The organism is Corynebacterium sp. UMB4614 (genome assembly GCF_030217065.1).
Taxonomy (GTDB): Bacteria; Actinomycetota; Actinomycetes; order Mycobacteriales; family Mycobacteriaceae; genus Corynebacterium.
Genome location: NZ_JASONC010000002.1, coordinates 125,890 through 148,306 on the forward strand (window position 1 = coordinate 125,890; position 22,417 = coordinate 148,306).

The window sequence follows — 22,417 nt, forward strand, 5'->3', positions numbered from 1 at the left end:
CCTTCAGCGTTATTCGCCCGCCGCCTCGAAGTACATCAGTGTTTCGACGTGATGGGTCAACCCGAAAGCGTCGACGATCTCCATCTCGCGCAACTCATAACCCGCGTCTCGCCACAGACCCGCGTCGCGGGCTGCCGTGGCGGGGTCGCAGCCGATGTGAATCACCCGCGGTGGGCGGTGCTGCGCGATGTTCTGAATGACGGCGGCCCCCGCCCCCGTACGTGGCGGGTCGAGAACGACGGCGTCCAGGTCCGCGACCTCCTCGAGGTCCTCCAGCCACGCACCGACGTCGCTGCTGCGGAACCGAACGGCCGTGTCCGTCCCTTCTGAGCCAGCTTCCTGGGCTGCAGCGAAGGCTTCCTGTCCAGCACGAGTTGCACTGCTCGCGACGTCCACAATCTCAACATTGCGAGCGGAGCCCAGCAGGCCCGCGGACAGAGCACCGCAGCCACCGTAGAGATCCCACACGGTGTGCAGCTCCCCGTTCAGCCGGTCGGCGACCCAGCGGGCGTAATAGGCACTGGCTTGGATGTGAGACTGCCAGAACGCGTCCACCGGCACCTTCCAGCTCACGCCGAGGTGCGAATGCAGCACATCGCCATCGCCGTCGAGAACACGGCGTTTCCGGCCCCGTCGGGTCTTCTTGAGCTCCACGACGGAGCGCTTACCGTCGCGACCGACCCCCACAACAACCTCGCTGTGTGGGCTGGGATTGAGCCCGGCAACACCGTCGGTCAGCCCGGGCAACCATTGGGAGCACTCCACCTCAGCCAGCGGGACGATCTCATTGCTCTTCGGCTTCCGCAACCCGGCCTGCCCTTCCGCGTCGACGCCGAGGCGTACGCGGTGGCGGTAGTGGGTAAAAGGCCATAGGCTCGTCGCGCGAACATGAGCATCGAGGAATTCCTGCGGCAGCTCGAACTTGGCGAGGCGGCGGAACTGGTCGATGACCACCGCCTGCTTAAATTCCAGGGAGCCGTGGGCATCAACGAAGTCGAGGTCGCAGCAACCAGCTCCGGCCTCAGCAGCGTCGCATTGCCCAGCCACCCGGTGCGGGCTCGGCTGGTCAATAGCTAGCGCTTGACCAGTACGGAACCTTTGCTTGCCGTTCTTTTTAGCCGGGTCCAGCGCAACCTCGACCCCCTTCTCCCCGGGCAACCCGCCACGAACAAAAACGATCTGTCCGTCGTGCTGGCCGATGACCACACCTCGGTGGCCGGGTTGATCCAGATCCAGAGTGACGGTCTCCGGGCTAGTCATTGCCGTCCTCGTTGGGATCCTGCTGCTGTGCCGGGGCATTCTGCTGCTCCTGCAGGTGTCGCGCCAGCTCCTCAACCATGGCCTGCGGCAGCTGAACCGGCAACGGATCGCCGGCAGGGATTGGGTCCGTGCCGCGAACAACGAAGGTGCGGGCGATGATCTCGCGGCCCAGCGCCGCCATCTGCTCAGCTGCCTCCTGTGGGCCGGCGAGCGTCATGCGCAGCATCCATCGCGGGCCGGTCGCCCCAATAACTCGGAGTGTGCCCTCACCGGACTCTGCAACGATCTCCGCGCCCCAGGGGCCTTCCTCGGTGGTTGCCTCCAGCCCGTCGGCTGCCATGCCCTCGATGAGGGTAGGCACCGTGTTATCCCAGAGTTCGCCGGTGGTTGGGGCGGCGAAGGCCACCGGGGTGACCCGGCCGAAGGGGGTGAGGATGTGGAGCATTTGCGGGCCATCATCGCCCATCTCCACCTGTACCTCGGCCTCGTGTGGGACCGGGATCATCATGGACCCCAGGTCGAGCCCGCCCTTGGCGAAATCGCTGAAATTGTATTCACGGTAGTCCAGCGTGTCCCCGTCGAAGGGCCCAAAGTCCTCACCCTGGACGGGTTGGTCAGCGTCTAGCGGTCCGCCTGCGGCGTTTTCCGTCGCGTCGGAGACCTCCTGCTCGGCCTGGCTCTGAGGTGCGCTTGGATCTGCACCGCTGGGTTCGTTTTTCTTCTTAGAAAATGGCCACATTTTTTAAACATTCCTTCCGCACTTGCCAACACGGCGCTGGCTAGCGCCACCGTTGGGGTTTAAAAGCTGGAAATTAAACTCAATCGGCTATCGGGACCAGCTGCCCGACCCCGCATCAACGCGTGCCGGTGGAGCCGTGGCCACCACTTCCGCGGGCGGTCTCCCCGAGTTGCTCAATGCTGTCCACAGCCACGACGTCGCAGAGGCTGACCTCCTGAATGAGCAGCTGAGCGATGCGTTCACCCCGGCTGATGCTGATTGTTTCTTGCGGGTCAAGGTTGATCAGGTTGACCTTGACCTCCCCCCGATATCCCGCATCGATGGTGCCGGGCGCATTAACGATCGACAATCCCTTCTTCACCGCCAGTCCGCTGCGCGGGTGAACCAGACCAACCTTGCCGACCGGCACCGCCATCGCAATGCCCGTCCCCACCAGGCTGCGCTGCCCGGGGTTCAAGGTGATGTCCTCGGCGGAGTAAAGATCGATGCCCGCATCTTCGGGGTGTGCCCGGTTCGGTAGCGGGAGAGATGGATCAATCTGAAAAATTTCCAACGGGCTGCTCATGAGGCTCCACTCTACAAGGTCGTTCCCATCTCGTTATTGGCCCGCTGTAGGAAAGTCTCCTCCTTGGTGGGAGCCACGGCGGCTTCGGAACACCTGGTGGTGTGTGGGTAAGATGGTGGCCGGTAATTGCCACCCAATAACGGCTCGGTATGGCGCCTCACCGCCTGCGAGGCCGGGCCCGGGTAAAGATCCACATGTAGACGAGGAGCACTCTGCGAGTCATGGACGCTGCGAACGGAGCATCGACCCCACCGGCGAAGACCGACGAGGCGGCGGGCACGCGGGTGCTGTACAGCGAGACCCAGCGCGTTCCGCTGTCCTGGTGGCTCGTCGCCGCCGGCGTGGTGGCTATCATCGCTTGGCAGGCTCAAATGGGACGCGACTGGTGGTGGTCGATCGTGGCGGGCGTGATCGCGGCTGCCCTCGCGGCCTGGGGGCTCATCGCGCTTTCTCGCACGAAGGTCGAGGTCGTGGAAGACTCCCAGGGTGGCAGGATCATCCGCGCGGGAGACGCCCAGCTACCGGCCTCCGTGGTCGACCGCACGCTGGTCATCCCGCCCACCGCGAAGCAAGCTGCGTTGGGACGCCAGCTTGATCCTGCCGCTTTCGTCATTCACAAGGGCTGGATTCCGACGATGGCGATGCTCGTGCTCGATGACCCGTTGGATCCCACCCCCTACTGGCTGGTCTCCAGCAAGAACCCCCAGGAACTGCTGGAGGCGCTGGGAAGGCCCATTTACTAGGGTTCCCAGCGCCTCCGCGCTCCCGGTCTGCTCGGTGTTACACCCACAGGCCGGGTCTTTTTATGTCTTAAGCGCAGTCGATGCAGATGAACTCGGTATCGCTGATCTTCTCACCGATACGGCTGCGGTGCTGCACGAGGAAGCACTCGGAGCAGGTGAATTCGTCGTTCTGCTTTGGCGTGACCGTGGTGGACAGTTCCTCGCCGGAGACTTCCTCCATCGGCAGTTCGAAGGGTTCCACGATTTCGCCATCGTCGGTGTCCGAGATCGCTGGCTCCGCCTTCTCAGCGGCCTTCAAGCCTTCGAGAGAATCGGTCTCCAGCTCTTCCTCGTCGCTTCGCCGTGGTGCATCGTAGTCCGTGGCCATCGTTGTCCTCCCACACTCCTCGGATGATGCTCATCAGTTCTTGGGCGGGATCCCCGCCACCTGCCGTATCGCGGGCCACAAGCCCATTCTTCACGGCAGCCATTCGGCCCCTAGTCGAGGGCGCCTCATGTGTGCTGAACGCGGATATTAGGCCATGAGGTGCACACTTGTCACCTCCCCCATACTCAGGGCAAAGAAAGTTGCTCGATGCTACCCCCTGCACCCTGGCTCAGCAGCATTTTTTCGAGTTCTTCCTGCACCCCCGGCACTCCAGCGATGATGGGCAGCCCGCTCTCCGCCGTGTAGTTCAGCGTGGGGGTAACCACGGTTGCGCCCGCCCGGGCAGCAATCAACGCCCCGGCAGCGAAGTCCCACCCGTTAAGCCCGTGCTCGTAGTAGCCGTCCACCTGACCGCTGGCCACCATGCAGAGGTCGAGCGCGGCGGAGCCCAGGCGTCGGATGTCCCGCACGTGGGGCAGTACGGCGCCCAGCACGCGTGCCTGCCGCTGACGGCGTTCAGCGTCGTAGGAAAAACCGGTCGCCACGAGCGCCTGTGCAGCGTCCTTTCGTGCCTCCTGCCGACTGATGTTCTGGCGTTCACCGACGACTGCCTCCTCGGTCCTCAAATCAACGGGAGCGACTGTCGCGGGGCCGCCGACACAGGCGCCGAAGACATGGCCATGGGCGGCGTCTACGACCGCGCCAGCTACCGGCACCCCGTCGAGGGCAGCTGCCACCGACACAGCGAAGGCGGGAATCCCGTAGACGAAATTGACGGTGCCGTCGATCGGATCCACGATCCACTCCAGCCTTGGCCCTGCAGAGTCCCCAGGATCGGCACCCAAGGATCCTGCAGCGGGGGCGGAACTATCCGCACCCTCCTCCTCGCCGATCACGGTGGCCTGCGGGAACCTGTGATGCAGCCACTCGCGGATGAACGTCTCCGCGCCGCGGTCTGCTTCGGTGACGGGGTCGACTGCGGAAGACTTGGTCTGAGCCACCGGCATCGCCGAACCCATCAGCTCGATGATGGAGCCCGCCACCGCCTCACCATCGGTGCGTTCCCGACGAGTGCGCAACACCAAGGCAGCGGCGAGTGCCGCGACCTCTTCAGCCGCGGCTTGCAGCTCGTGCACGCTCGCCCCGCCGGAGATTACCGCCGGAGCGTGGTCGGTGGTGGTTTTATCAAGCAACAAGGTCTCGGTCATGCCTCCACAGATACCACTGATGTGTAGCATTCAGACCCATGAGCACCGAGCAGGCTAGTAGCGCCGAATGGGCCGGAATCACCGTGGGAATCGACGTCGGTGGGTCCGCGATCAAAGCAGGCTTCGTCGACACCCGCTCCCACTGCCTCGTCGGGGAAAGATTCACCGCCCCTACACCCCAACCGGCAACGCCCGAGAGGGTTGCTGGCGCCGCCGCAGCTCTCGCAACGCAGGTACTCACCCAGGAGGTGGGCGCGGAGCTCACCACGCCTGCTAGCCCAGGCGGGTTCCGTGCGCTGCGGATCGGCGTCGCCATTCCCAGCGTGGTCACCAACCAGGAGGCACGCACCGCAGCGAATATCGCACCGTCGTGGGTCGGTACCCGTCCCGCTGCGCTTTTCGACGACGCCCTGCGACAGGCGTTATCGGGTGGCACATCGGGGTCTTCCTCCCTCCAGGTGGAGTGGTTCTTCCTCAACGACGCCGACGCTGCTGGGATCTCTGAATGCGGCCCGTTTAGCGCCGACGAGACGGCCGACCCGGAATACAGCCGGCTTTTCCTAACCTTGGGCACTGGGATCGGCTCTGCTCTCTTCCGCGGCGCGAGGCTGTACCCCAATACCGAGCTGGGTCACCTGACCGTGTTGACCGACGACGGCTCCCCCAGTGCTGCGGAGCATTGGGCCTCGGCCGCGGTGAAGGCGCGCCAAAATCTCACGTTCCCCGAGTGGGCGGCCCGGCTGAGCACAGTACTCAATACCTATGTCGCACTGCTGCGCCCCCAGGAGCTGATCCTCGGTGGCGGAATTTCCGCCGAGGCAGAACGGTGGCTGCCGATGCTTAACCTCGAGGAGTCTTCGGTCCGGGTGAGCATCGCTCGCCACTTCAATAGCGCCGGGGTCATCGGAGCAGGGCTCGCCGCTGCCTGGGACCTACGCCCCTAGACGGCATGAGTAATAAAGCTTGGCTATAATGGTCGGCCGTTGGGCGCTTGAGCGCCAGAGGCAGCCTTTCAGCTGCTCAGAGAAACTGCTCCCCCAGTAGAACACCGTCCGGTGAACCGGGTCGGTTGTACGCCACCGACACGAACTCGTTGGTGAACGTATGCTGGCGAGTAGAACTGAATGCGTCGTTTCCTGGTCGCTATCCACCAGGAAACGGCGAGCAAACGTAGTTTGGATAGCGACTGGTAGGAAAACCCCCAAGCGGGTGACCTTCCTAAACGTACAGCGCGCTCGTCGGCTCTTCCCGGCGGTCGCACCCGTACGTTGCAACAATCCCCGACCGAAAGGGCTTCTGTGGCTTCTCAAGACTCGACCACCAGCGGTGATAGCGTCCAGGACGCAAGCGGGACGTCTGGCACTGCTGCACGGAAAGTCGCCAAGAAGACGGCCCGTAAGGCGGTCAAGCGCACGGCCCGTAAGGTAACGAGCGCCACCGCCGCGAAGAAGACCACGGCTGCAGCTGCCACCGCAGACACGGCGGCGTCTCCGTCGGAGGATGCAGCCGAAGAGCCGAAGAAGGTCGCGAAGAAGACCGCAAAGAAGGCGGCCAAGAAGACTACCCGCAAGGTCGCGAAGAAGGCGGCGAAAAAGACCGCCAAGAAGGCTGCTAAGAAGACCGCTAAAAAGACGGCGAAGAAGACAGCCAAGAAGACCGCACGGAAGGCGACCAAGGCGACGGCTGCTGCGAAGAAGCAGGAGCAGATCGAGGCGAAGAGTAAGGACGCCGAGGTCACCGCCAGCGAGGATCCGAAGGACGTCGACGACGAGTTCGACCACGACGTCGAACCGGATCTGGAGGACATCGACGAGGACCTGGATGAGGATCTCGACGAGGATCTGGACGACGACCTCGAGGATGAGGACGACGCCGACGACGAGGAAGAAGACGAGGACGACGACGAAGAGGAGTCCTCGACCTCGAAGGACGGTCGCGACGACAGCGTGTGGGACGAGGACGAGTCCGCCGCCCTGCGCCAGGCCCGCCGCGACGCAGCCCTGACCGCCTCGGCAGACTCCGTCCGCGCCTACCTGAAGCAAATCGGTAAGGTCGCGCTGCTGAACGCAGAGCAGGAGGTCTCGCTGGCCAAGCGCATCGAGGCTGGCCTGTACGCGAACTACCGGCTGAAGCAGATCAAGGAGTCCGGCGAGCGCCTCTCCCCCATGAACCGTCGCGACCTGCGCGAGATCGACCGCGACGGCCGCAAGGCGAAGAACCACCTGCTGGAGGCGAACCTGCGCCTCGTGGTCTCCCTGGCCAAGCGCTACACCGGCCGTGGCATGGCCTTCCTGGATCTGATCCAGGAGGGCAACCTGGGCCTGATCCGCGCGGTGGAGAAGTTCGACTACTCCAAGGGCTATAAGTTCTCCACCTACGCCACCTGGTGGATCCGCCAGGCGATCACCCGCGCGATGGCTGACCAGGCGCGCACGATCCGCATCCCGGTTCACATGGTGGAGGTCATCAACAAACTCGGCCGCATTCAGCGCGAGCTGCTGCAGGACCTTGGTCGCGAGCCCACCCCGGAGGAACTCGCCCGCGAGATGGACATCACGGTCGACAAGGTGCTGGAGATCCAGCAGTACGCGCGCGAGCCAATCTCCCTGGACCAGACCATCGGCGACGAGGGCGATTCCCAGCTGGGAGACTTCATCGAGGACTCCGAGGCGGTCATCGCGGTAGACGCGGTCTCCTTCACGCTGCTGCAGGATCAGCTGCAGGACGTCCTTCACACCCTGTCCGAGCGTGAGGCCGGCGTGGTGAAGCTCCGCTTCGGCCTGACCGACGGCATGCCGCGCACCCTGGACGAGATCGGCCAGGTTTACGGCGTGACCCGCGAGCGCATCCGACAGATCGAGTCGAAGACGATGTCCAAACTGCGCCACCCATCCCGCTCCCAGGTTCTGCGGGACTACCTGGACTAACCCACACGCCGAGCCCGCCATTAGCGGGGCCGGAAAAGAAAACAACCGCCGGGAAACCCGGCGGTTGTTTTTATCTCTATCTGTCCCCTAGTTTTCGCGGTGCTCCTTGACGCACTGGGTCAGCTCCTCGTCGCTGAGTCCCTGGCACTGTTCCGGAAACTCGGTGGCCACCTTCGTGGTGATCAGCGCAAGACCCATCGCGAGGATCGCGAGCACGAGGCCTGCGATGGGGTAGGTTCGCGCCGTGCCGTGGCGGTTCGCGCGGATGAGGGCAACGATCGCCACGACCAGCGCAATCATCGCCACGAAAATGCCGATCAGCGGGAGCAGGCCAGCCGGGAGGGCAAGCACACCCAGGATCAGTGCGGCCAGCGACATCCGGCTGGCTACCTGGGGTGCGCGGGCCGGTACGGCCGGCTGGCCACCAGCTGGATTCTTCTTCGCCATCTCGCCTCAACGATCCTTTCTCGGAATTTATCTAATAGCCCTTCCCGGGCTGCGGTGTACCCGGCATGAGGGCATAGCCTACCAGTCGCGCAGGTAGGCGATGCGGTCTCGCAGCTGCTCAGCAGTGCACAACGCCGTCGGAGGGCCACCGCAGTTGCGGCGCGCCTCGTTGTGGATCGCCCCCTGTGGTCTACCGGTTCGTGCCGCGGTCATGTTCACCAGCGCGTTGAGCTCCTTGCGCAGGGCCGGCAGCTCCTCGCTGGCCACGCGGCGACGGTGCGCCTCTGCACCGCTCATCCCACCGGCAGCCCCGCCGTTGCGACGCTCTTCGGCCTCCCGACGCTTGCGCTCCTCAGCTTCGCGGGCGCGTGCCTCGACCTGGTCGGCCTGGCGCTGCTTCAACAGGGTGCGCATCTGCTCCGCATCCAACAGGCCTGGAAGACCAAGGTAGTCCTGTTCCTCCGCGGAACCGGCCAGGGTGGTCGTGCCGTAGGTCGAGCCGTCGTAAATCAAGGAGTCCAGCTCGGCCTCCGCGCCGATGGACTCGTAGGTCGTCAGCTCGTCCGGCTCGTTCTCCTCGCGATTAGCCTGGGCCAGCAGCTCATCATCCCAGCCTTCCTCGTCCTTCTTCGGTGTGCCCAGCACGTGGTTGCGCTGCTTTTCCAGCTTGGACGCCAGGTCCAACAGCACCGGCACGCTGGGCAGGAACACGCTGGCGGACTCGCCCTTACGGCGGGAACGGACGAAACGACCGATCGCCTGGGCGAAGAACAGCGGCGTTGCAGCGCTCGTGGCATAAACACCCACCGCCAGGCGGGGCACGTCCACGCCCTCCGAAACCATGCGCACCGCGACCATCCATTCGTCCTGGCTGGCGGAGAATTCCTTAATGCGGTCGGAGGCACCGACCTCGTCGGAAAGGACGACGGTGACCGGGGTGCTGCTGATCGTCGACAGGATCTTGGCGTAGGCGCGGGCGGTCGTCTTATCGGTCGCGATGACGAGACCGCCGGCGTCCGGGATGTGGGTGCGCAGCTTCAGCAGGCGGGTATGAGCAGCCTTTAAGACCGCGGGGATCCACTCCCCCTTCGGGTCCAGCGCCGTCCGCCACGCACGGGCGGTCTGCTCCGGGGTGAGGGTCTCACCCAGCCGAGCCTCGAACTCCTCGCCCGCGCTGGAACGCCACCGGGCGTGGCCGGAGTAGGCCATGAAGACTACCGGCCGAACCACGCCGTCGCGCAGGGCCTCCGAGTAGCCGTAGGTATAGTCCGCACGCGATTCCAGCGCGCCGTCTGTGCCCGGCACCTCGATGTAGTCCACGAAAGGGATTTGCGCATCGTCGGAGCGGAACGGGGTACCGGTCAGCGCCAGTCGGCGCTCAGCGTGGGCATAGGCCAAGCGAACGCCGTCTCCCCAGCTCTTCGCGTCACCTGCGTGGTGGATCTCGTCGAGGATCACCAGGGTCTTTTGGGCGGTGGCTACCTGATAGTGCTTGGTGGGCTTCATACCAACCTGGGCATAGGTCACGGCCACGCCGTCGAAGGAGTTGTTAAACGGCGAAGAGTTGGAAAACTCAGCGTCGAGAGCAATCCCCATGGCAGCGGCGGAGAGCGCCCACTGGACCTTCAGGTGCTCGGTGGGAACCACGATGACGAGTCGCTGGACAACGCGTTTCTCCAGCAACATCGACGCCAGCGTCAGGGCGAAGGTGGTCTTACCGGCACCCGGGGTTGCGACCGCAAGGAAGTCCCGTGGCTGCTGCTCCTGGTAGAGGTCCAGGGCCTCCTGCTGCCAGGCACGGAGGGTTCTTTTCACCTTGTATCGGACCTACTTCTTACGCAGGCTCTGGTAAATTTCCTCGCACTCTGGGCACACCGGGGAGCCCGGTTTTGCCTGCTTGGTCACCGGGAAGGTCTCACCGCACAGTGCAACCACCAACCGGCCCATGACCGCTGACTCCACGATCTGGTCCTTCTTGACGTAGTGGAAAAACTTTGGGGTGTCGTCCTGGGTCTGCTCCTGCTCATCGACCTTCGGACGTTCCAGCGTGCTGGTGCTCGTGGCGCTCACAATCCTCCATCTTGCCCCTGAGGGCTTCCCACAGTTGACTCTCGTACTACCGTAGACGGTATGTCAGCAGCAGAGAAACGTGCCGGTCGCGCCCGGGGCAGTTCAGCCACCGGGGCGCGCCGTTTCCGCCGCCCTGGCAAGCGGGTCGATCGGATCACCGACGCGAGGAAGTCGCAGCTGGAGGACTGGCACCACCGGCGTCGCCTCTATTTGGGGCTACAGATTGCACGCATCCCGGTGCTTGTCCTGGCCGTGATCCTGCTGTGGGTCACCAATAACATCATTGTGGGTGCGATCGTGGCGTTCATCAGTGTTCCGCTGCCCTGGGTTGCGGTCATGCTCGCCAACGAGTCCGGGGAAGCCACGAAGGAGTCGGAAAAGGTCTATAAGCCTGGCCTCGTGCGGGCCAACCGGGCGGCGATGGCCAATTCCCAGCTCTCCCAGGCAACGAGCCCACAGCGACAGCTGGAGCCCAACGAGGTGGACTCCACCGACCGCCACCCCGTCATCGACCACGAGTCCGAGGACTAGCCCGACCATCACCTGGGCGTACAGCTTGCGACTTCCCCAGCGCCCTTGACGAGACCAATGCTGTACCGGCGGCACGCAGAGCCCGTTCCCCAACCACGACCGAGACAAGAAGGCACACCCCGCAGTGACAACCCACCCTTCCAGCATGCAGCTCACCTCCCAGCCCGCCCGCGAGGCTCTCGGTGGCCTGCTCGCCGTTGCCCGTGAACGCGGACTCAGCACCACCCTGCTCGAGGACGTCCTCGGCGAGCCCGGTCTCCGCGCCCTCAACCTCGCCAATCCTGCCGGAGCGCTGCGCGCGGTCCGCACCCATGGCCGGGGCGACTCCCCAGACGCCACAAACGCAGCACAACTGGTGGAGCTCTTCGTCTTACGGGAACCAGCTGCCCTTGCGACGTGGCAGGAAGTCATCGGCACAGACCTCACCCGACGTGCCATCGACGCCCGCCTGATCACCTCCCTGCCCGGCAGTGCGGATGAGCTGCAGTTGCGGGTGGATATCCGCCCGTACTCTTTCCCTCGCCTGTTCGGTGATGCGGATGGCGATGCATCAGGCCTGAGTGGAGAATTCCTGCTCGCGTCGGATCCGGACGCTGGCCTGTGGCCGCAGGAGCCCACCGCGGACGATCACGTACCGGGCCTGGGTAACGCTCCGCGGTCGTTGCTTCGGGTGATCCCGCCGGCGGACAATCCGTGGCTACCCTCCCCGCGGCGGATCCTGGACCTGGGTTGCGGTGGTGGGGCGCTGAGCCTGGCCTTGCAGTTGGCCTACCCCGAGGCGCAGGTGGTGGGGACGGATATTAGTGGCCGAGCATTGGACTTCGCTGCGGTCAATGGCGCTCAGCTGGGTCAGGCACGAGGCGAGTTCTCCACGGCTGAGGCAGCCCCCGCGAGCGGCATCGAGTGGCGAGAGGGTTCCTGGTTCGAGCCCGTGGCGGGTGAGCGCTTCGACCTCATCGTGTCGAATCCGCCTTTTGTGGTCCAGCCCCCGGAGGTCGGGCATGTTTACCGCGATTCTGGGCTGGGCTTGGACCGCGCGACCGAGCTCGTGATCTCCCACGCTCCTGAGCATCTCACCCCCGGCGGCACGGCGCATATTCTGTGTTCTTGGGCGGTGTCCGCCGAGGATTCCGTGGCGTCGAAGATGGGGCGTTGGCTGCCGACGGAGGGGGTGCGTGCCTACGGCCTCGTGCGAGAATACGTGGACCCGGAGACCTACGTGACGACGTGGCTGAGCGACGAAGGTATTGACCCACGCTCCCCGGCGGGCCGGCGGAAGGCCGGGCAATGGCTTCACTACCTGGCTGAGAACGGGGTCAGCCATATTGCCTTGGGTTTCGCCCACCTGCGTGCGATTGATGGACCCACTGAGGTCACCGTCGAGCAGTTGCCCGACACCATGGTGCCGGGTACCCCGCTGGGTGCTGACGTGGCGGAGTGGTTCATCCGTAGTCAGTGGCTGGCCGATGTCTCCGCCGAGGATGTCCTGGGCGAGCGTTTTGCCGTGCGCCCGGGGGTGGCCACCGAGTTGGTTCGGCAGGCCGATGCGGAGGCCGGGCAGGGGTTCCGGGAGCTGTGTCTGCGCCTGGCCAGGACAGACGGTCCGGCGTGGACGCATGAGATCGATGCCGCGGTGGAGTCGATTCTCGCGGGTCTGAATCCGGAGGGCTTGGCCCTGGAGGATGTGCTGGGTCTCTATGCGGCTGTGACCGGGCCTGCCGAGGGCGAGGACCTGGCTGCTGCAGGCGAAGATTATGAGGAAGTCCTGGCGGAGAGGATGCTGGGGATCATCGTCGACCTTGTGCGCCACGGCATCGTATTGCCGAGCGGTCTGGTCGACTGGGCAGAAAGTTAAGAGGAGGACCATGAAGGCAGTTATTAGCACGGTGAGTCAGGCCAGCGTCGACGTCCGGGATGAATCCGGTGAGGTCCGTCGGGTCGGCGAGGTCTCCGGTCCGGCGTTGCTTGCCCTCATCGGCAGCGGCAAGGACGACGACGCCGACGCCTGGGAGACGATGGTGCGCAAGATCGCCGAGCTGCGGTTGTTCCCCGCCTCGGGTGAGCCGTGGGGTGGTCAACGGGATCTGTCGGTTGAGGAGGTGGGCGGTTCCGTGCTGGTGGTCAGCCAGTTCACCCTGATGGGCAAGACGAAGCGGGGGCGGCGCCCCAGCTGGTCAGAGGCGATGCCGGGTCCGGCTGCTGAGCCGGTGATTGAGAGCATCGTCCAGGGGCTTCGGGACCGTGGGATCCACGTTGAAACTGGCGAGTTCGGGGCGGATATGCAGGTCAGCTCAGTCAACGAGGGACCTTATACCGTGTTGGTCGAGTGTTAGGTCGGCGATGCTTGGGGTAGCTAGCCCCGTTTGTGGGGTGCAAGCGTTCTTCGCCCCGACCATGGAGTTGGGTCTGGGAACAAAAACCGGGTTCTGGCCGTTGGTTGTATTAGCGCCTCAAAAATAGCGCCCCGTCGGATGCCCATCGTGAGCTCAAGAGGAGACCTAACTGCATGAGCAAGTCCACCAGCGGCAGTGATTCCGCCCGCGCGACGTCCGCCAAGGATGATGCCTCGCAGCCGGAGCAGAATACTGACCGCCGTCGGCGCCGAGGCAATAACGAGAACCCTTCGGCCGACCTCGTCCGCGTCTACCTGAACGGCATTGGTAAGACTGCCCTGCTGACTGCTGAGGACGAGGTTGAACTCTCCCAGCGCATTGAGGCCGGGCTGTATGCGGAGCAGCTGCTCAAGAGCGGCGAGCCGTTGACTCGTGCGAAGAAGCGCGACGTGAAGATCCTGGCACGCGAAGGCAAGGCCGCACGTACTCACCTGCTTGAGGCTAATCTGCGCCTCGTGGTCTCGCTGGCCAAGCGCTACACGGGCCGTGGCATGCCACTGCTGGACCTGATCCAGGAGGGCAACCTGGGGCTCATCCGCGCGATGGAGAAGTTCGATTACAAGAAGGGCTTCAAGTTCTCCACTTACGCCACCTGGTGGATCCGCCAGGCGATCACCCGCGGCATGGCGGACCAGTCGCGCACTATTCGCCTGCCGGTGCACCTGGTGGAGCAGGTCAATAAGCTCTCCCGCATCAAGCGCGAGATGTACCAGCACCTGGGCCGTGAGGCGACGTACGAGGAGCTGGCTGAGGAGTCGGGGATCCCGGAGGACCGGATCGAGATGCTGATGAAGCAGTCCCGCGACCCGGTGAGCCTCGACATGCCCGTCGGCACCGACGAGGAAGCCCCGTTGGGCGACTTCATCGAGGACTCCGAGGCAGAGGACGCCGAGGCTGCAGTCGTCGCCAGCCTGCGCCACTCCGACATCCGCTCCGTGCTGGCCACGTTGGAGCAGCGAGAGCAGGATGTCATCACCCTGCGCTATGGCCTCGATGATGGCCTGCCCCGCACGTTGGACCAGATCGGCCGTCAGTTCGGCCTCTCCCGTGAGCGGGTGCGCCAGATCGAGCGCGAGGTCATGGCTAAGCTGCGGGAGGGCCAGCGCGCGGACAAGCTCCGCGAATACGCCGTATAGTGCGCCACTCCCCAAGACCGGGGATGTATGGTTGAGGCATTGATTTTTTCGAGGCTTCCATCAGCTCGAAAGGTGAGAAAGGGCGAGTAGGGTGCGTGACCTAGTAGACACCACGGAGATGTATCTCCGGACGATTTACGAGCTCGAGGAAGAGGGCATCCCGCCGCTGCGCGCCCGGATCGCTGAGCGGCTTGAGCAGTCCGGCCCCACGGTGAGCCAGACGGTGGCCCGCATGGAGCGCGATGGTCTGCTCTCCGTTGAGAAGGACCGTTCCCTGAAGCTCTCCGACGAGGGTCGAGCACTCGCGACCGCCGTGATGCGCAAGCACCGCCTTGCCGAACGCCTGCTGACCGACGTGATCGGCCTGCCGTGGGACAAGGTTCACGACGAGGCCTGCCGCTGGGAGCACGTCATGAGTGACGAGGTCGAGCAGCGCCTCGTTGAGGTTCTCGACGAGCACGACACCTCCCCCTTCGGCAACCCCATCCCGGGGCTGAATTTCCTGACCGAACAGGCGGCGGACGGCACGGATATCTCCCAGACGGCCGTGGCGGAAGACCCGAATTCGGTTCGCGCCGCCGACCTGGCCACCGGCGAGGAACACGAGGCCGTGGTCACCAGCTTTAACGAGATCGTGCAGGTCGAGGGCTCGTTGATGAAGCGGCTGCGCGAGGCGGGCATTCTCCCAGGTGTCGCCGTCTCCGTCATCCCGACTGAGGATCACCTCATTCTGCGTGGCGAATCCGCTGAGGTCGCTATCCCCAGCGAGCTGGCGCACGCGGTCCGCGTACGCAACGTGTCGGGCGCTTAACCACCTCAGCGCCTCCCGGCCCCGCCAGACCTCGCATTCCTCAATTGAAGAAAGCCCCCACAGTGACTGAACACAACGCAATTGAACCTGGCAGCAACGTCCTCGTCACCGGTGGTGCGGGCTACGTGGGTAGCGTATGCACCGCCGTCCTCGTTGAAAACGGGTTCCACGTCACCGTCGTGGATAACTTGAGCACCGGCAATCGCTCCGCGATCCACCCCAAAGCCAACTTCGTGGAAGGCGACATTGCGGATGTGGCCAGCGAAGTTTTGGCGGATGGCGATTTCGCTGCCGTCTTCCACTTCGCCGCGCGCTCGCTCGTGGGCGAATCCGTGGAGCAGCCGGATGCCTACTGGCACCACAATGTTCTCACAACCCTCACGCTGCTGGACGCGATGCGCGAAGCAGGAGTGAAGAACATCGTCTTCTCCTCCACCGCTGCCTGCTACGGCGAACCGGAGCAGGTGCCTATCACGGAGGATATGCCCACGGCCCCGACGAACCCCTACGGTGCCTCGAAGCTGACGATCGACTACATGCTCTCCTCCTACGCCAAGGCTTACGGACTGGCAGCGACGAGCCTGCGCTACTTCAACGTCGCGGGCGCCTATCAGCAGTTCGGTGAGAACCGTGAGGTGGAGACCCACCTGATCCCGATCGTCCTGCAGGTCGCTCTGGGCCACCGCGAGTCGATCAGCATCTTCGGCTCCGATTGGCCCACCAAGGACGGCACAGCAGTGCGCGACTACATCCACATCAAGGACCTCGCGGATGCCCACGTGCTCGCTGCGACGTCCAACGTGGCCGGCGAGCACCGGATCTTCAACCTTGGTAGCGGTGACGGGTTCAGCGTCCGGGAGGTCATCGACACCTGCCGGGAGGTCACCGGGGCCGACATTCCGGCGATCGAGGCCCCACGACGCGCCGGAGACCCAGCAGTGCTCATCGCCTCGAGTGCGAAGGCTATCGCTGAGCTGGGCTGGGAGCCGCAACTCTCGGACCTGAAGACGGTGGTGTCGGACGCGTGGCGGTTTACCTCCGCCCTGGGAGATGCGGCCCACTCCGCTCCCCGTCCCTAAGGTTTCGCGAGCTCACCTCCCTCGGTGTCCAGGTGACGTAGGTGTTCAAGGGCATCCCAGTCCAGCACCCGCATGAAGGCCTCGCGCGTGTCGGCCGGGACGTGTTCGCGCGGGTTCTTCCCGTTCAGGACCCCTGTGGCGATTGCGACCTTATCCTTGACGATCTGGAGCGCGAGGCCGGTTTTCAGGGCTATGACGAGCACCTGGTTATCCTTCCATCCCATGGCGCTGGTCGCCTCGGAGACTGCCCGGCGCGCGGTGTGAAATGCGACCACTCCTTCCCCATTCCCGACGAGTACCTGGGTGAGCACGTAAAGCACATTGCTTCTCACGTCGCCGGCTGTGTGGCGCGCAGTTGCCGCGAGCAGTGAGCGGATGACGGGCGAGGGCATGCCGATTGATGTGGTGATGAGAAAGGCCTGGCTGCGGGGCTCGCCGCAGAGCCGGGCGATCGCGGTCAGCAGCGCCAGGTCTGCCATTGCATCCTCCACCGTGGTGAACCCGTCGAGTATCTCTTCTGTTTTTGCCAATAGTTGGTGGAGGGCGGTGTCCAGACACTGCGGTTCCGCCTGCCCTGCCAGGGGTGGGTCCTGCTGGTCCAGCCAGCATTCCATGTCCTCGCGAGCTGCGAAGTTCAAGGCATTGGTCACCCCCGCGTGGAGAGCTACTGGGTTGGCGCTTTGTACCGGGATGGTCCCCCTCGTCCACCCATAGTTGTGTGTGGAGGTCGTATGTCGCCCACTCTTGGTGGTCTGCAATCTCCTGAGCCCAGTGGCTGGTGTGCACGGGGATTCCGGCCAGGGCGAGTTGGGTGCGTGTGTCAGTGAATACGTCGACGGCGCGGGCCGGGGTGCCACCGATAACGAGGATGATCGCCTGCGGGCATTGATCCGTCGGCACGGTGTCCGAGATGGGAGCCCCCAGTGCGGCACAGAAGGTGTCGAGGGCCTCCTCGGTGCTATCGCCGTCCAGGTCGGCTCTCACGACGGGGCCTACCTGAAAGGTGACGGTGGCGTGTGTGGTGGCGCGGTCACCCGGGTTGCTGCCTCGAGGTGGCCCGTCCTTGCTGACCGGTTGGAGTCCGATGAGCACCAAGGAGTCCTGCGGTGTGAAACCGAGCATGGCTGGTAGGCCTGCGAGCAGAGCCCCGGGGTCGGCTCCCAGGGAGATGCTGCGATGCCCAGCTGGTGCTGTGCTGTGCCCTTGGCGGCCCCGTAGCCTGTTGTCGGATGGTGGGGCCTGCGCGGCGGTTGTCTCGTGGGGAATATTGCGATGGTCGTTGTGGTTGGAATGACGTGAATCGTGTGATCTCATGAGCAAAGTGTGCTCGATCACCCGGTCAGCCCCAGCGCAGCAGCGTTGGTCTGCGGAGGAGAACCGCCAGGACCCTGTGGACACGCAGTGGACTGTGGATAACTTCCCCACGCCGGAGCCCGCCACGTGTTTTGGCTGGCCTGAACTCGGTTAATGCCGAGATCTCCGGCCCGCTGCCCCGCAGTCGTTGTAAAGAAAGGGAGCGCAAAGACGATGCCTCAGGACAATTCTTTTAGCCGCCGTCCCCGGAACACCATGTATGAGATGGAATATCCCGTTCCGCTGGAGGCGGATTCGCCGGACGAAGGTATTCCGATGCTGATCGCGCTCCAGGGCTATGCCGATGCGGGCCAGGCCATCGCAGTCAGTGGAAATCACCTCCTGGAGGCTCTGGATAGCTCGGTTGTCGCCAGCTTCAACCTCGATGATCTACTGGATTACCGCGCACGGCGCCCCAGCATCACGATCGACCAGAATCGTATCACTAAGTCCGACAAGCTCAGCCTGGACGTGCGCATCGTCAAGGACGTCAACGACCGGCCGTTCCTGCTGGTCGCCGGCCCAGAGCCGGACCTGAAGTGGGAGGCATTCGGGCACGCGATCATGGAGTTGGCGCAGCGCGCGAATGTCTCCCGGGCGATTTCCTTCTATGCTGCCCCGATGACGGTGCCGCACACCCGCCCGCTGGTGATTTCCGCGCACGCTTCGGACCCGTCCCTGGTGCGGGATTACCACACGTGGGACGCACGGCTGGTGATCCCGGGGGCTGCTGCGCTCGAGACCGAGATGCAGCTGTCTGCCGCGGGATTCGACGCCATTGGGCTCACGGCCCATGTGCCGCACTACATCGCGGGTTCAGAGTACCCGGAGGCAAGCTACGCGCTGCTGAAGGCCTTCGGCGACCTTGCCGACCGCGAGCTGCCGTTGAAGGCGCTGGAGAAGGATATGTCGCGCGTACAGCAGCAGCTCGCACAGCAGACGGAGGATTCCCACGAGATCGCTACCGTCGTTGGGGCCCTCGAGCAGCAGTACGACAAGGAAGTCCGTAGGCTTCGAAAGAAGAAGAGTTCGTTGCTCGAGCCAGGACAGGACATCCCTACTGGCGAGGAGCTGGGCGCCGAGTTCGAGGCATTCCTGGCCCGCATGAATGACGCGGCGGATACCGATTCCGCGGCCGGCGGGGAGGATCCGGCGGATCCCACCCATAGCAACGACCCACACGACGACGATGAAGGAGACTCACAGTAGTGGGAATCGCTGCCCAGCTGGCCGACCTACTCCCCGACCTCGACGAGGTCCCTGAAGGGCTCGTTGACGACGCCGTGTTGGCGTCCTTCCTGCGGTGGACGGAAGACCGCGGGATCAGCCTCTACGAGGCGCAGAAGGAGGCAGCCACGGCGTTGGTCGCCCAGGACCACGTCATCCTGGCGACCCCCACGGGGTCCGGGAAGTCGATGGTGGCCCTGGCTGCCCACTTCGTGGCGCTGGCGCGCGGGCAGCGCAGTTTCTACACCGCCCCAATCAAAGCCCTGGTCAGCGAGAAGTTCTTCGACCTCTGCGCAACCTTTGGCCCTGAGAATGTGGGCATGATGACCGGTGATGCGACCGTCAATGGTGGTGCCCCCATCATCTGCGCCACCGCCGAGATCCTCGCCAATATCGCGTTGCGCGACGGGAAGGACGCGCAGGTCGACCAGGTGGTCATGGATGAGTTCCACTACTACTCCGAGCCCGACCGTGGCTGGGCCTGGCAGGTGCCCCTCCTGGAACTCCCCCACGCCCAGTTCCTGCTGATGAGCGCCACGCTGGGAGACACTGCGTGGCTGGAGAAGGATCTGACCGACCGCACCGGCAGGCCCTGCACCCACGTTTCTGGCTCCGTCCGCCCGGTTCCGCTGAGCTTCGACTACGTCTATACCCCGGTGCACGAGACGATCGAGGAGCTAGTCAAGGATGGCAAGGCCCCGGTCTACGTCGTACACTTCACCCAGCGCGAGGCCATCGAGCGCGCCCAGGCGCTGACGAGCCTGAGCTTGGTCAGCGAAGAGAAGAAGAAGGCGATCGCCGAGGCGATCGGGAACTTCAAGTTCACCACCAGCTTCGGCAAGACCCTATCCAAACTGCTGCGCCGCGGGATTGGTGTCCACCACGCCGGCCTGCTGCCAAAATACCGGCGCCTGGTGGAACAGCTCGCCCAGCAGGGTCTGCTGACCGTCATCTGCGGCACCGACACCCTGGGCGTGGGAATCAACGTCCCGATCCGCTCGGTGCTCATGACGGAGCTAGCGAAGTTCGACGGCGAACGCCACCGCATCCTGAAGTCCCGGGAGTTCCACCAGATCGCCGGACGAGCAGGACGCGCAGGCTACGACACGGAAGGCACCGTCGTCGTCCAGGCGCCGGAACACGAGATCGAGAACTTCCGGCTTCGCCAGCGCGCTGGGACGGACCCGAAGAAGCTCAAGCGGCTGCGCAAGAAGTCCGCACCACAGGGCCGAACCACCTGGTCCGAGTCCACGTACGAACGCCTGCTCACCGCGGAGCCAGAGGAGCTGGTCAGCCAGTTCACGATGAGCAACTCGATGCTGCTGAACATCGTCGCTCGCAAGGAATGGACCTTTGCTGCCCTCAAGCGTCTGCTCCGCAGCAGCCACGAGACCCGCGCGAAGCAGAACTCTCACATCCGCACCACGATCGAGCTCTACCGTGGCCTGCTTCGGTCCGAGGTGGTCGAGGAGTTCGCGGCGGACACGCCGTCCGGGAAGGACGCCCGGCTAACCCAGGAACTGCAGCGAGACTTCGCGCTCAACCAACCGCTGGCCCCGTTCGCGCTGGCTGCTCTAGACCTGCTCGACCCGGAGTCCCCGGAGTTCACCCTGGACGTGATCTCCACCTTCGAGGCGGTTCTCGACGATCCCCGCCAGGTACTCAGCGGCCAGCAACGCGCAGCCCGCGATGAGGAGCTCGCCGCGCTCAAGGCGGAGGGCGTCGACTACACCGAGCGGATGAACATCCTCGAGGACGTCACCTACCCGCAGCCGCTGGCCGAATCCCTCGACAATGCCTTCGACATCTTCTGCGAATCCAACCCCTGGGCGAAGGACTTCGACATCTCCCCGAAGTCCGTTCTGCGCGACATGATCGAAAAGGGCATGACCTTCTCGGACATCATCGCCACCTACCGTTTGGGACGTTCCGAGGGCGTGGTGCTGCGCTACCTCACCGACGCGTGGCGCACCCTGGACCATTCGGTGCCACAGAGCTACCGCACGGAGGAGCTCGAGGACATCATCGAGTGGCTGGGCGAGCTCATCCGCCAGGTGGACTCCTCCCTGCTGGATGAGTGGGCCACCCTCTCCGACCCGGATGCTCCGCTGACCGAGGAGCAGGTCACGGAGCATGCCTTCGGGGTCACCGATAGTTCCGCGCTCTCGGCCAACAAGCGAGCACTGCGGCGGATGGTACGCAACCACATGTTCCGCCACGTGGAGCTCTTCGCCTTCGAGAAGGAGGAGCAGCTGGCGGAGCTGGATTCCTACCTGGAGGACGCCCCCGATTGGCCCGCCGCCATGGACGATTACTTCGAGGAGTATGCGGACCTGGGGGTTGACGCCGACGCGCGTTCCAACTCAATGGTGCTCATCGACGAGAACCCGGAGGCTGCGCCCGGCCAATGGCGGGTGCGCCAGATTCTGGATGACCCGGAGAAGGACCACGGCTGGGCCTTCGAGGGCATGGTGGACCTGGCCGCTACCGACGAAGCCGGAGAGGTGCGCCTAGCCAGCCTGGTTATTCACCAAGGCTAGCGGCCAGCTCCGCCCGGGCGGTTTCCTGCACCGCTGCAAAGGACTCAGAGAGGATGCGGCCGAGCTCCTCATAATCCTCGGTACGCACGCTGCTGGAGCGGTGGGCAATCCCCACCGTGCGGCCAGCCGCCTTCTCCTCGGGGTGGAAGGTCGCCAAGCCGATGCCCGGGCGCTGGCACTCACTGGGCACCGCACTCAGCGGAACAAGGGTCGCGCCCTGCCCGGCGGCAACGAGGTGAACCACGGTGGACAGACTCGTTGCCCGGGTCACCGCCAGCCGGGGGTCATGGCTCATATTCACCCTGCGGCACAGGTCCATCACCTGGTCCCGCAAACAGTGCCCCTCGTCGAGAAGCAGGAGGTCGAGTTTTTCGAGGTCGGAGACGCGCAGGTCGCGGCGACCGGCCATCGGGTGGCCTTCTGGGACGACCACCACGAACTCCTCCTCGTAGAGGGGAATCGTGGTCAGCCCGGCGTCCTCAAACGGAAGCCCCAACACCGCGACGTCGATGCGCCCCTGCCGAAGGGCATCCACCAGGTGGTGGGTCTTCTCCTCCACGATGCGGGGGGCATCCCTAGCCTGCGGTTCGTCGAGGACGCGCAAGAAATCCGGGAGCAGGAATGGGGCGATCGTCGGGATCATGCCCACGACCAGGGCACTGCCCAACCCGCCTTTCACAGAATTGGCGTGATCAACGAGGGCGTCCACGCTCTCCAGCGTGGCGTGGGCGAAAGGCAGCAGCGAGCGCCCCATCGGCGTCACGATGACTTTTCGGGTGGAGCGCTCGATCAGCTGCACTCCGAGCCCCTGCTCGAGGGTCGCGAGAGCCTGCGAGAGCGATGGCTGGGAAATGCCCAGGTGCGCCGCGGCGGTGCCGAAGTGGCCGTGTTCCGCGATCGTCGCGAAGGTCCGGACCTGCGCAATGGTCGGCCGATACTCTTTGTGGGTCACAGCTACCTATCAATGTTTCAACAATGCTGAAGCCTTATCCTACGCGAGCTGGCCGGGTGGTTTTAGCCA

Annotated in this window: 21 protein-coding genes and 1 pseudogene; 11 read left to right on the forward strand and 11 right to left on the reverse strand. The window is 64.5% G+C overall.

What is annotated here, in order from left to right:
• Positions 1-9: 9 nt before the first annotated feature.
• From QP413_RS01685 to dut, 3 genes are all read right to left on the reverse strand, one after another.
• Entirely contained in the window at positions 10-1,260 is a 1,251-nt protein-coding gene (locus tag QP413_RS01685; RefSeq protein WP_284780259.1) for a class I SAM-dependent RNA methyltransferase, read from the reverse strand.
• Positions 1,253-1,999, reverse strand: coding sequence for a DUF3710 domain-containing protein (locus tag QP413_RS01690; RefSeq protein ID WP_070760706.1), 747 nt, complete (start codon positions 1,997-1,999; stop codon positions 1,253-1,255). Before QP413_RS01690 ends, QP413_RS01685 begins: the two co-directional genes overlap by 8 nt.
• A gap of 115 nt (positions 2,000-2,114) precedes the next feature.
• Positions 2,115-2,564, reverse strand: a complete 450-nt coding sequence (dut, locus tag QP413_RS01695; RefSeq protein WP_070758993.1) for a dUTP diphosphatase — start codon at positions 2,562-2,564, stop codon at positions 2,115-2,117.
• Between the two features lie 221 nt (positions 2,565-2,785).
• Here dut and QP413_RS01700 point away from each other — a divergent pair, with 221 nt between their 5' ends.
• Positions 2,786-3,307, forward strand: coding sequence for a DUF3093 domain-containing protein (locus tag QP413_RS01700; protein WP_070760708.1), 522 nt, complete (start codon positions 2,786-2,788; stop codon positions 3,305-3,307).
• Positions 3,308-3,374: 67 nt separating this feature from the next.
• Here the strand turns inward: QP413_RS01700 and QP413_RS01705 are convergent, their stop codons facing one another.
• Both QP413_RS01705 and QP413_RS01710 read right to left on the reverse strand, forming a co-directional pair.
• Positions 3,375-3,674: a DUF4193 domain-containing protein gene (locus QP413_RS01705; RefSeq protein WP_070758995.1), complete on the reverse strand. Its 300-nt coding sequence runs from the start codon at positions 3,672-3,674 to the stop codon at positions 3,375-3,377.
• Between the two features lie 185 nt (positions 3,675-3,859).
• Positions 3,860-4,882, reverse strand: a complete 1,023-nt coding sequence (locus QP413_RS01710; RefSeq protein WP_284780262.1) for an inositol monophosphatase family protein — start codon at positions 4,880-4,882, stop codon at positions 3,860-3,862.
• 38 nt (positions 4,883-4,920) lie between these two features.
• Between QP413_RS01710 and QP413_RS01715 the strand changes: the two genes are divergently transcribed.
• Together QP413_RS01715 and QP413_RS01720 are read left to right on the forward strand one after the other, a co-directional pair.
• Positions 4,921-5,826 carry an ROK family protein gene (locus tag QP413_RS01715; protein WP_070760712.1) on the forward strand — a complete coding sequence of 302 codons (906 nt, stop codon included), beginning with the start codon at positions 4,921-4,923 and terminating at the stop codon, positions 5,824-5,826.
• 354 nt (positions 5,827-6,180) lie between these two features.
• The gene (locus tag QP413_RS01720; protein ID WP_284780263.1) at positions 6,181-7,809 is read left to right on the forward strand and encodes an RNA polymerase sigma factor; all 1,629 of its coding nucleotides are present in this window, start codon (positions 6,181-6,183) and stop codon (positions 7,807-7,809) included.
• Positions 7,810-7,896: 87 nt separating this feature from the next.
• Here QP413_RS01720 and QP413_RS01725 read toward each other — a convergent pair whose 3' ends face one another.
• From QP413_RS01725 to QP413_RS01735, 3 genes are all read right to left on the reverse strand, one after another.
• Positions 7,897-8,256, reverse strand: coding sequence for a DUF308 domain-containing protein (locus QP413_RS01725; RefSeq protein ID WP_246818088.1), 360 nt, complete (start codon positions 8,254-8,256; stop codon positions 7,897-7,899).
• Positions 8,257-8,334: 78 nt separating this feature from the next.
• Positions 8,335-10,071 carry a DEAD/DEAH box helicase gene (locus tag QP413_RS01730; protein ID WP_148811699.1) on the reverse strand — a complete coding sequence of 579 codons (1,737 nt, stop codon included), beginning with the start codon at positions 10,069-10,071 and terminating at the stop codon, positions 8,335-8,337.
• A 12-nt stretch (positions 10,072-10,083) separates the two neighbouring features.
• Entirely contained in the window at positions 10,084-10,326 is a 243-nt protein-coding gene (locus QP413_RS01735; protein ID WP_070760717.1) for a DUF3039 domain-containing protein, read from the reverse strand.
• Between the two features lie 60 nt (positions 10,327-10,386).
• Between QP413_RS01735 and QP413_RS01740 the strand changes: the two genes are divergently transcribed.
• The 6 genes from QP413_RS01740 to galE all read left to right on the forward strand — a co-directional run bounded on the left by QP413_RS01740 (position 10,387) and on the right by galE (position 16,276).
• Complete coding sequence (locus QP413_RS01740) at positions 10,387-10,857, forward strand: DUF3099 domain-containing protein (protein ID WP_070760719.1); 471 nt, start codon at positions 10,387-10,389, stop codon at positions 10,855-10,857.
• 124 nt (positions 10,858-10,981) lie between these two features.
• Positions 10,982-12,712 (forward strand): methyltransferase, encoded by a 1,731-nt coding sequence (locus QP413_RS01745; RefSeq protein ID WP_284780265.1) that lies wholly within the window; start codon positions 10,982-10,984, stop codon positions 12,710-12,712.
• Between the two features lie 10 nt (positions 12,713-12,722).
• A complete protein-coding gene (gene dtd / locus QP413_RS01750) occupies positions 12,723-13,190 on the forward strand; it encodes a D-aminoacyl-tRNA deacylase (RefSeq protein WP_070759002.1) in 468 nt (155 codons plus the stop codon).
• 173 nt (positions 13,191-13,363) lie between these two features.
• Positions 13,364-14,386 carry a sigma-70 family RNA polymerase sigma factor gene (locus QP413_RS01755; protein ID WP_070759003.1) on the forward strand — a complete coding sequence of 341 codons (1,023 nt, stop codon included), beginning with the start codon at positions 13,364-13,366 and terminating at the stop codon, positions 14,384-14,386.
• Positions 14,387-14,477: 91 nt separating this feature from the next.
• Positions 14,478-15,197, forward strand: coding sequence for a metal-dependent transcriptional regulator (locus QP413_RS01760; protein ID WP_284780267.1), 720 nt, complete (start codon positions 14,478-14,480; stop codon positions 15,195-15,197).
• A gap of 62 nt (positions 15,198-15,259) precedes the next feature.
• The gene (gene galE / locus QP413_RS01765) at positions 15,260-16,276 is read left to right on the forward strand and encodes a UDP-glucose 4-epimerase GalE (protein WP_187441025.1); all 1,017 of its coding nucleotides are present in this window, start codon (positions 15,260-15,262) and stop codon (positions 16,274-16,276) included.
• Here galE and QP413_RS01770 read toward each other — a convergent pair.
• Positions 16,273-16,914, reverse strand: a complete 642-nt coding sequence (locus tag QP413_RS01770; RefSeq protein WP_284780341.1) for a hypothetical protein — start codon at positions 16,912-16,914, stop codon at positions 16,273-16,275. The two genes, galE and QP413_RS01770, sit on opposite strands and share 4 nt — an antisense overlap.
• 82 nt (positions 16,915-16,996) lie before the next feature.
• Positions 16,997-17,590 (reverse strand): annotated as a pseudogene (locus tag QP413_RS01775) (DUF4192 family protein); the annotation flags it as partial.
• 264 nt (positions 17,591-17,854) lie between these two features.
• On the opposite strand from QP413_RS01775, the gene QP413_RS01780 reads away from it, so the two are divergent.
• Entirely contained in the window at positions 17,855-18,838 is a 984-nt protein-coding gene (locus QP413_RS01780) for a PAC2 family protein (RefSeq protein WP_246818090.1), read from the forward strand.
• Positions 18,838-21,396: an RNA helicase gene (locus QP413_RS01785; RefSeq protein ID WP_284780270.1), complete on the forward strand. Its 2,559-nt coding sequence runs from the start codon at positions 18,838-18,840 to the stop codon at positions 21,394-21,396. The genes QP413_RS01780 and QP413_RS01785 overlap by 1 nt, the downstream gene beginning before the upstream one ends.
• On the opposite strand, the gene QP413_RS01790 is transcribed toward QP413_RS01785, so the two are convergent.
• Positions 21,380-22,348 (reverse strand): hydrogen peroxide-inducible genes activator, encoded by a 969-nt coding sequence (locus QP413_RS01790; protein ID WP_284780271.1) that lies wholly within the window; start codon positions 22,346-22,348, stop codon positions 21,380-21,382. The two genes, QP413_RS01785 and QP413_RS01790, sit on opposite strands and share 17 nt — an antisense overlap.
• Positions 22,349-22,417 lie beyond the last annotated feature (69 nt).

Excerpts from the sequence above, each read along its gene's own strand:
- QP413_RS01685 (WP_284780259.1), bottom strand. The coding sequence starts at position 1,260 with ATGACTAGCCCGGAGACCGTCACTCTGGATCTGGATCAACCCGGCCAC.
- QP413_RS01690 (WP_070760706.1), bottom strand. The coding sequence starts at position 1,999 with ATGTGGCCATTTTCTAAGAAGAAAAACGAACCCAGCGGTGCAGATCCA.
- dut (WP_070758993.1), bottom strand. The coding sequence starts at position 2,564 with ATGAGCAGCCCGTTGGAAATTTTTCAGATTGATCCATCTCTCCCGCTA.
- QP413_RS01700 (WP_070760708.1), top strand. The coding sequence starts at position 2,786 with ATGGACGCTGCGAACGGAGCATCGACCCCACCGGCGAAGACCGACGAG.
- QP413_RS01705 (WP_070758995.1), bottom strand. The coding sequence starts at position 3,674 with ATGGCCACGGACTACGATGCACCACGGCGAAGCGACGAGGAAGAGCTG.
- QP413_RS01710 (WP_284780262.1), bottom strand. The coding sequence starts at position 4,882 with ATGACCGAGACCTTGTTGCTTGATAAAACCACCACCGACCACGCTCCG.
- QP413_RS01715 (WP_070760712.1), top strand. The coding sequence starts at position 4,921 with ATGAGCACCGAGCAGGCTAGTAGCGCCGAATGGGCCGGAATCACCGTG.
- QP413_RS01725 (WP_246818088.1), bottom strand. The coding sequence starts at position 8,256 with ATGGCGAAGAAGAATCCAGCTGGTGGCCAGCCGGCCGTACCGGCCCGC.
- QP413_RS01740 (WP_070760719.1), top strand. The coding sequence starts at position 10,387 with ATGTCAGCAGCAGAGAAACGTGCCGGTCGCGCCCGGGGCAGTTCAGCC.
- dtd (WP_070759002.1), top strand. The coding sequence starts at position 12,723 with ATGAAGGCAGTTATTAGCACGGTGAGTCAGGCCAGCGTCGACGTCCGG.
- QP413_RS01755 (WP_070759003.1), top strand. The coding sequence starts at position 13,364 with ATGAGCAAGTCCACCAGCGGCAGTGATTCCGCCCGCGCGACGTCCGCC.
- QP413_RS01780 (WP_246818090.1), top strand. The coding sequence starts at position 17,855 with ATGGAATATCCCGTTCCGCTGGAGGCGGATTCGCCGGACGAAGGTATT.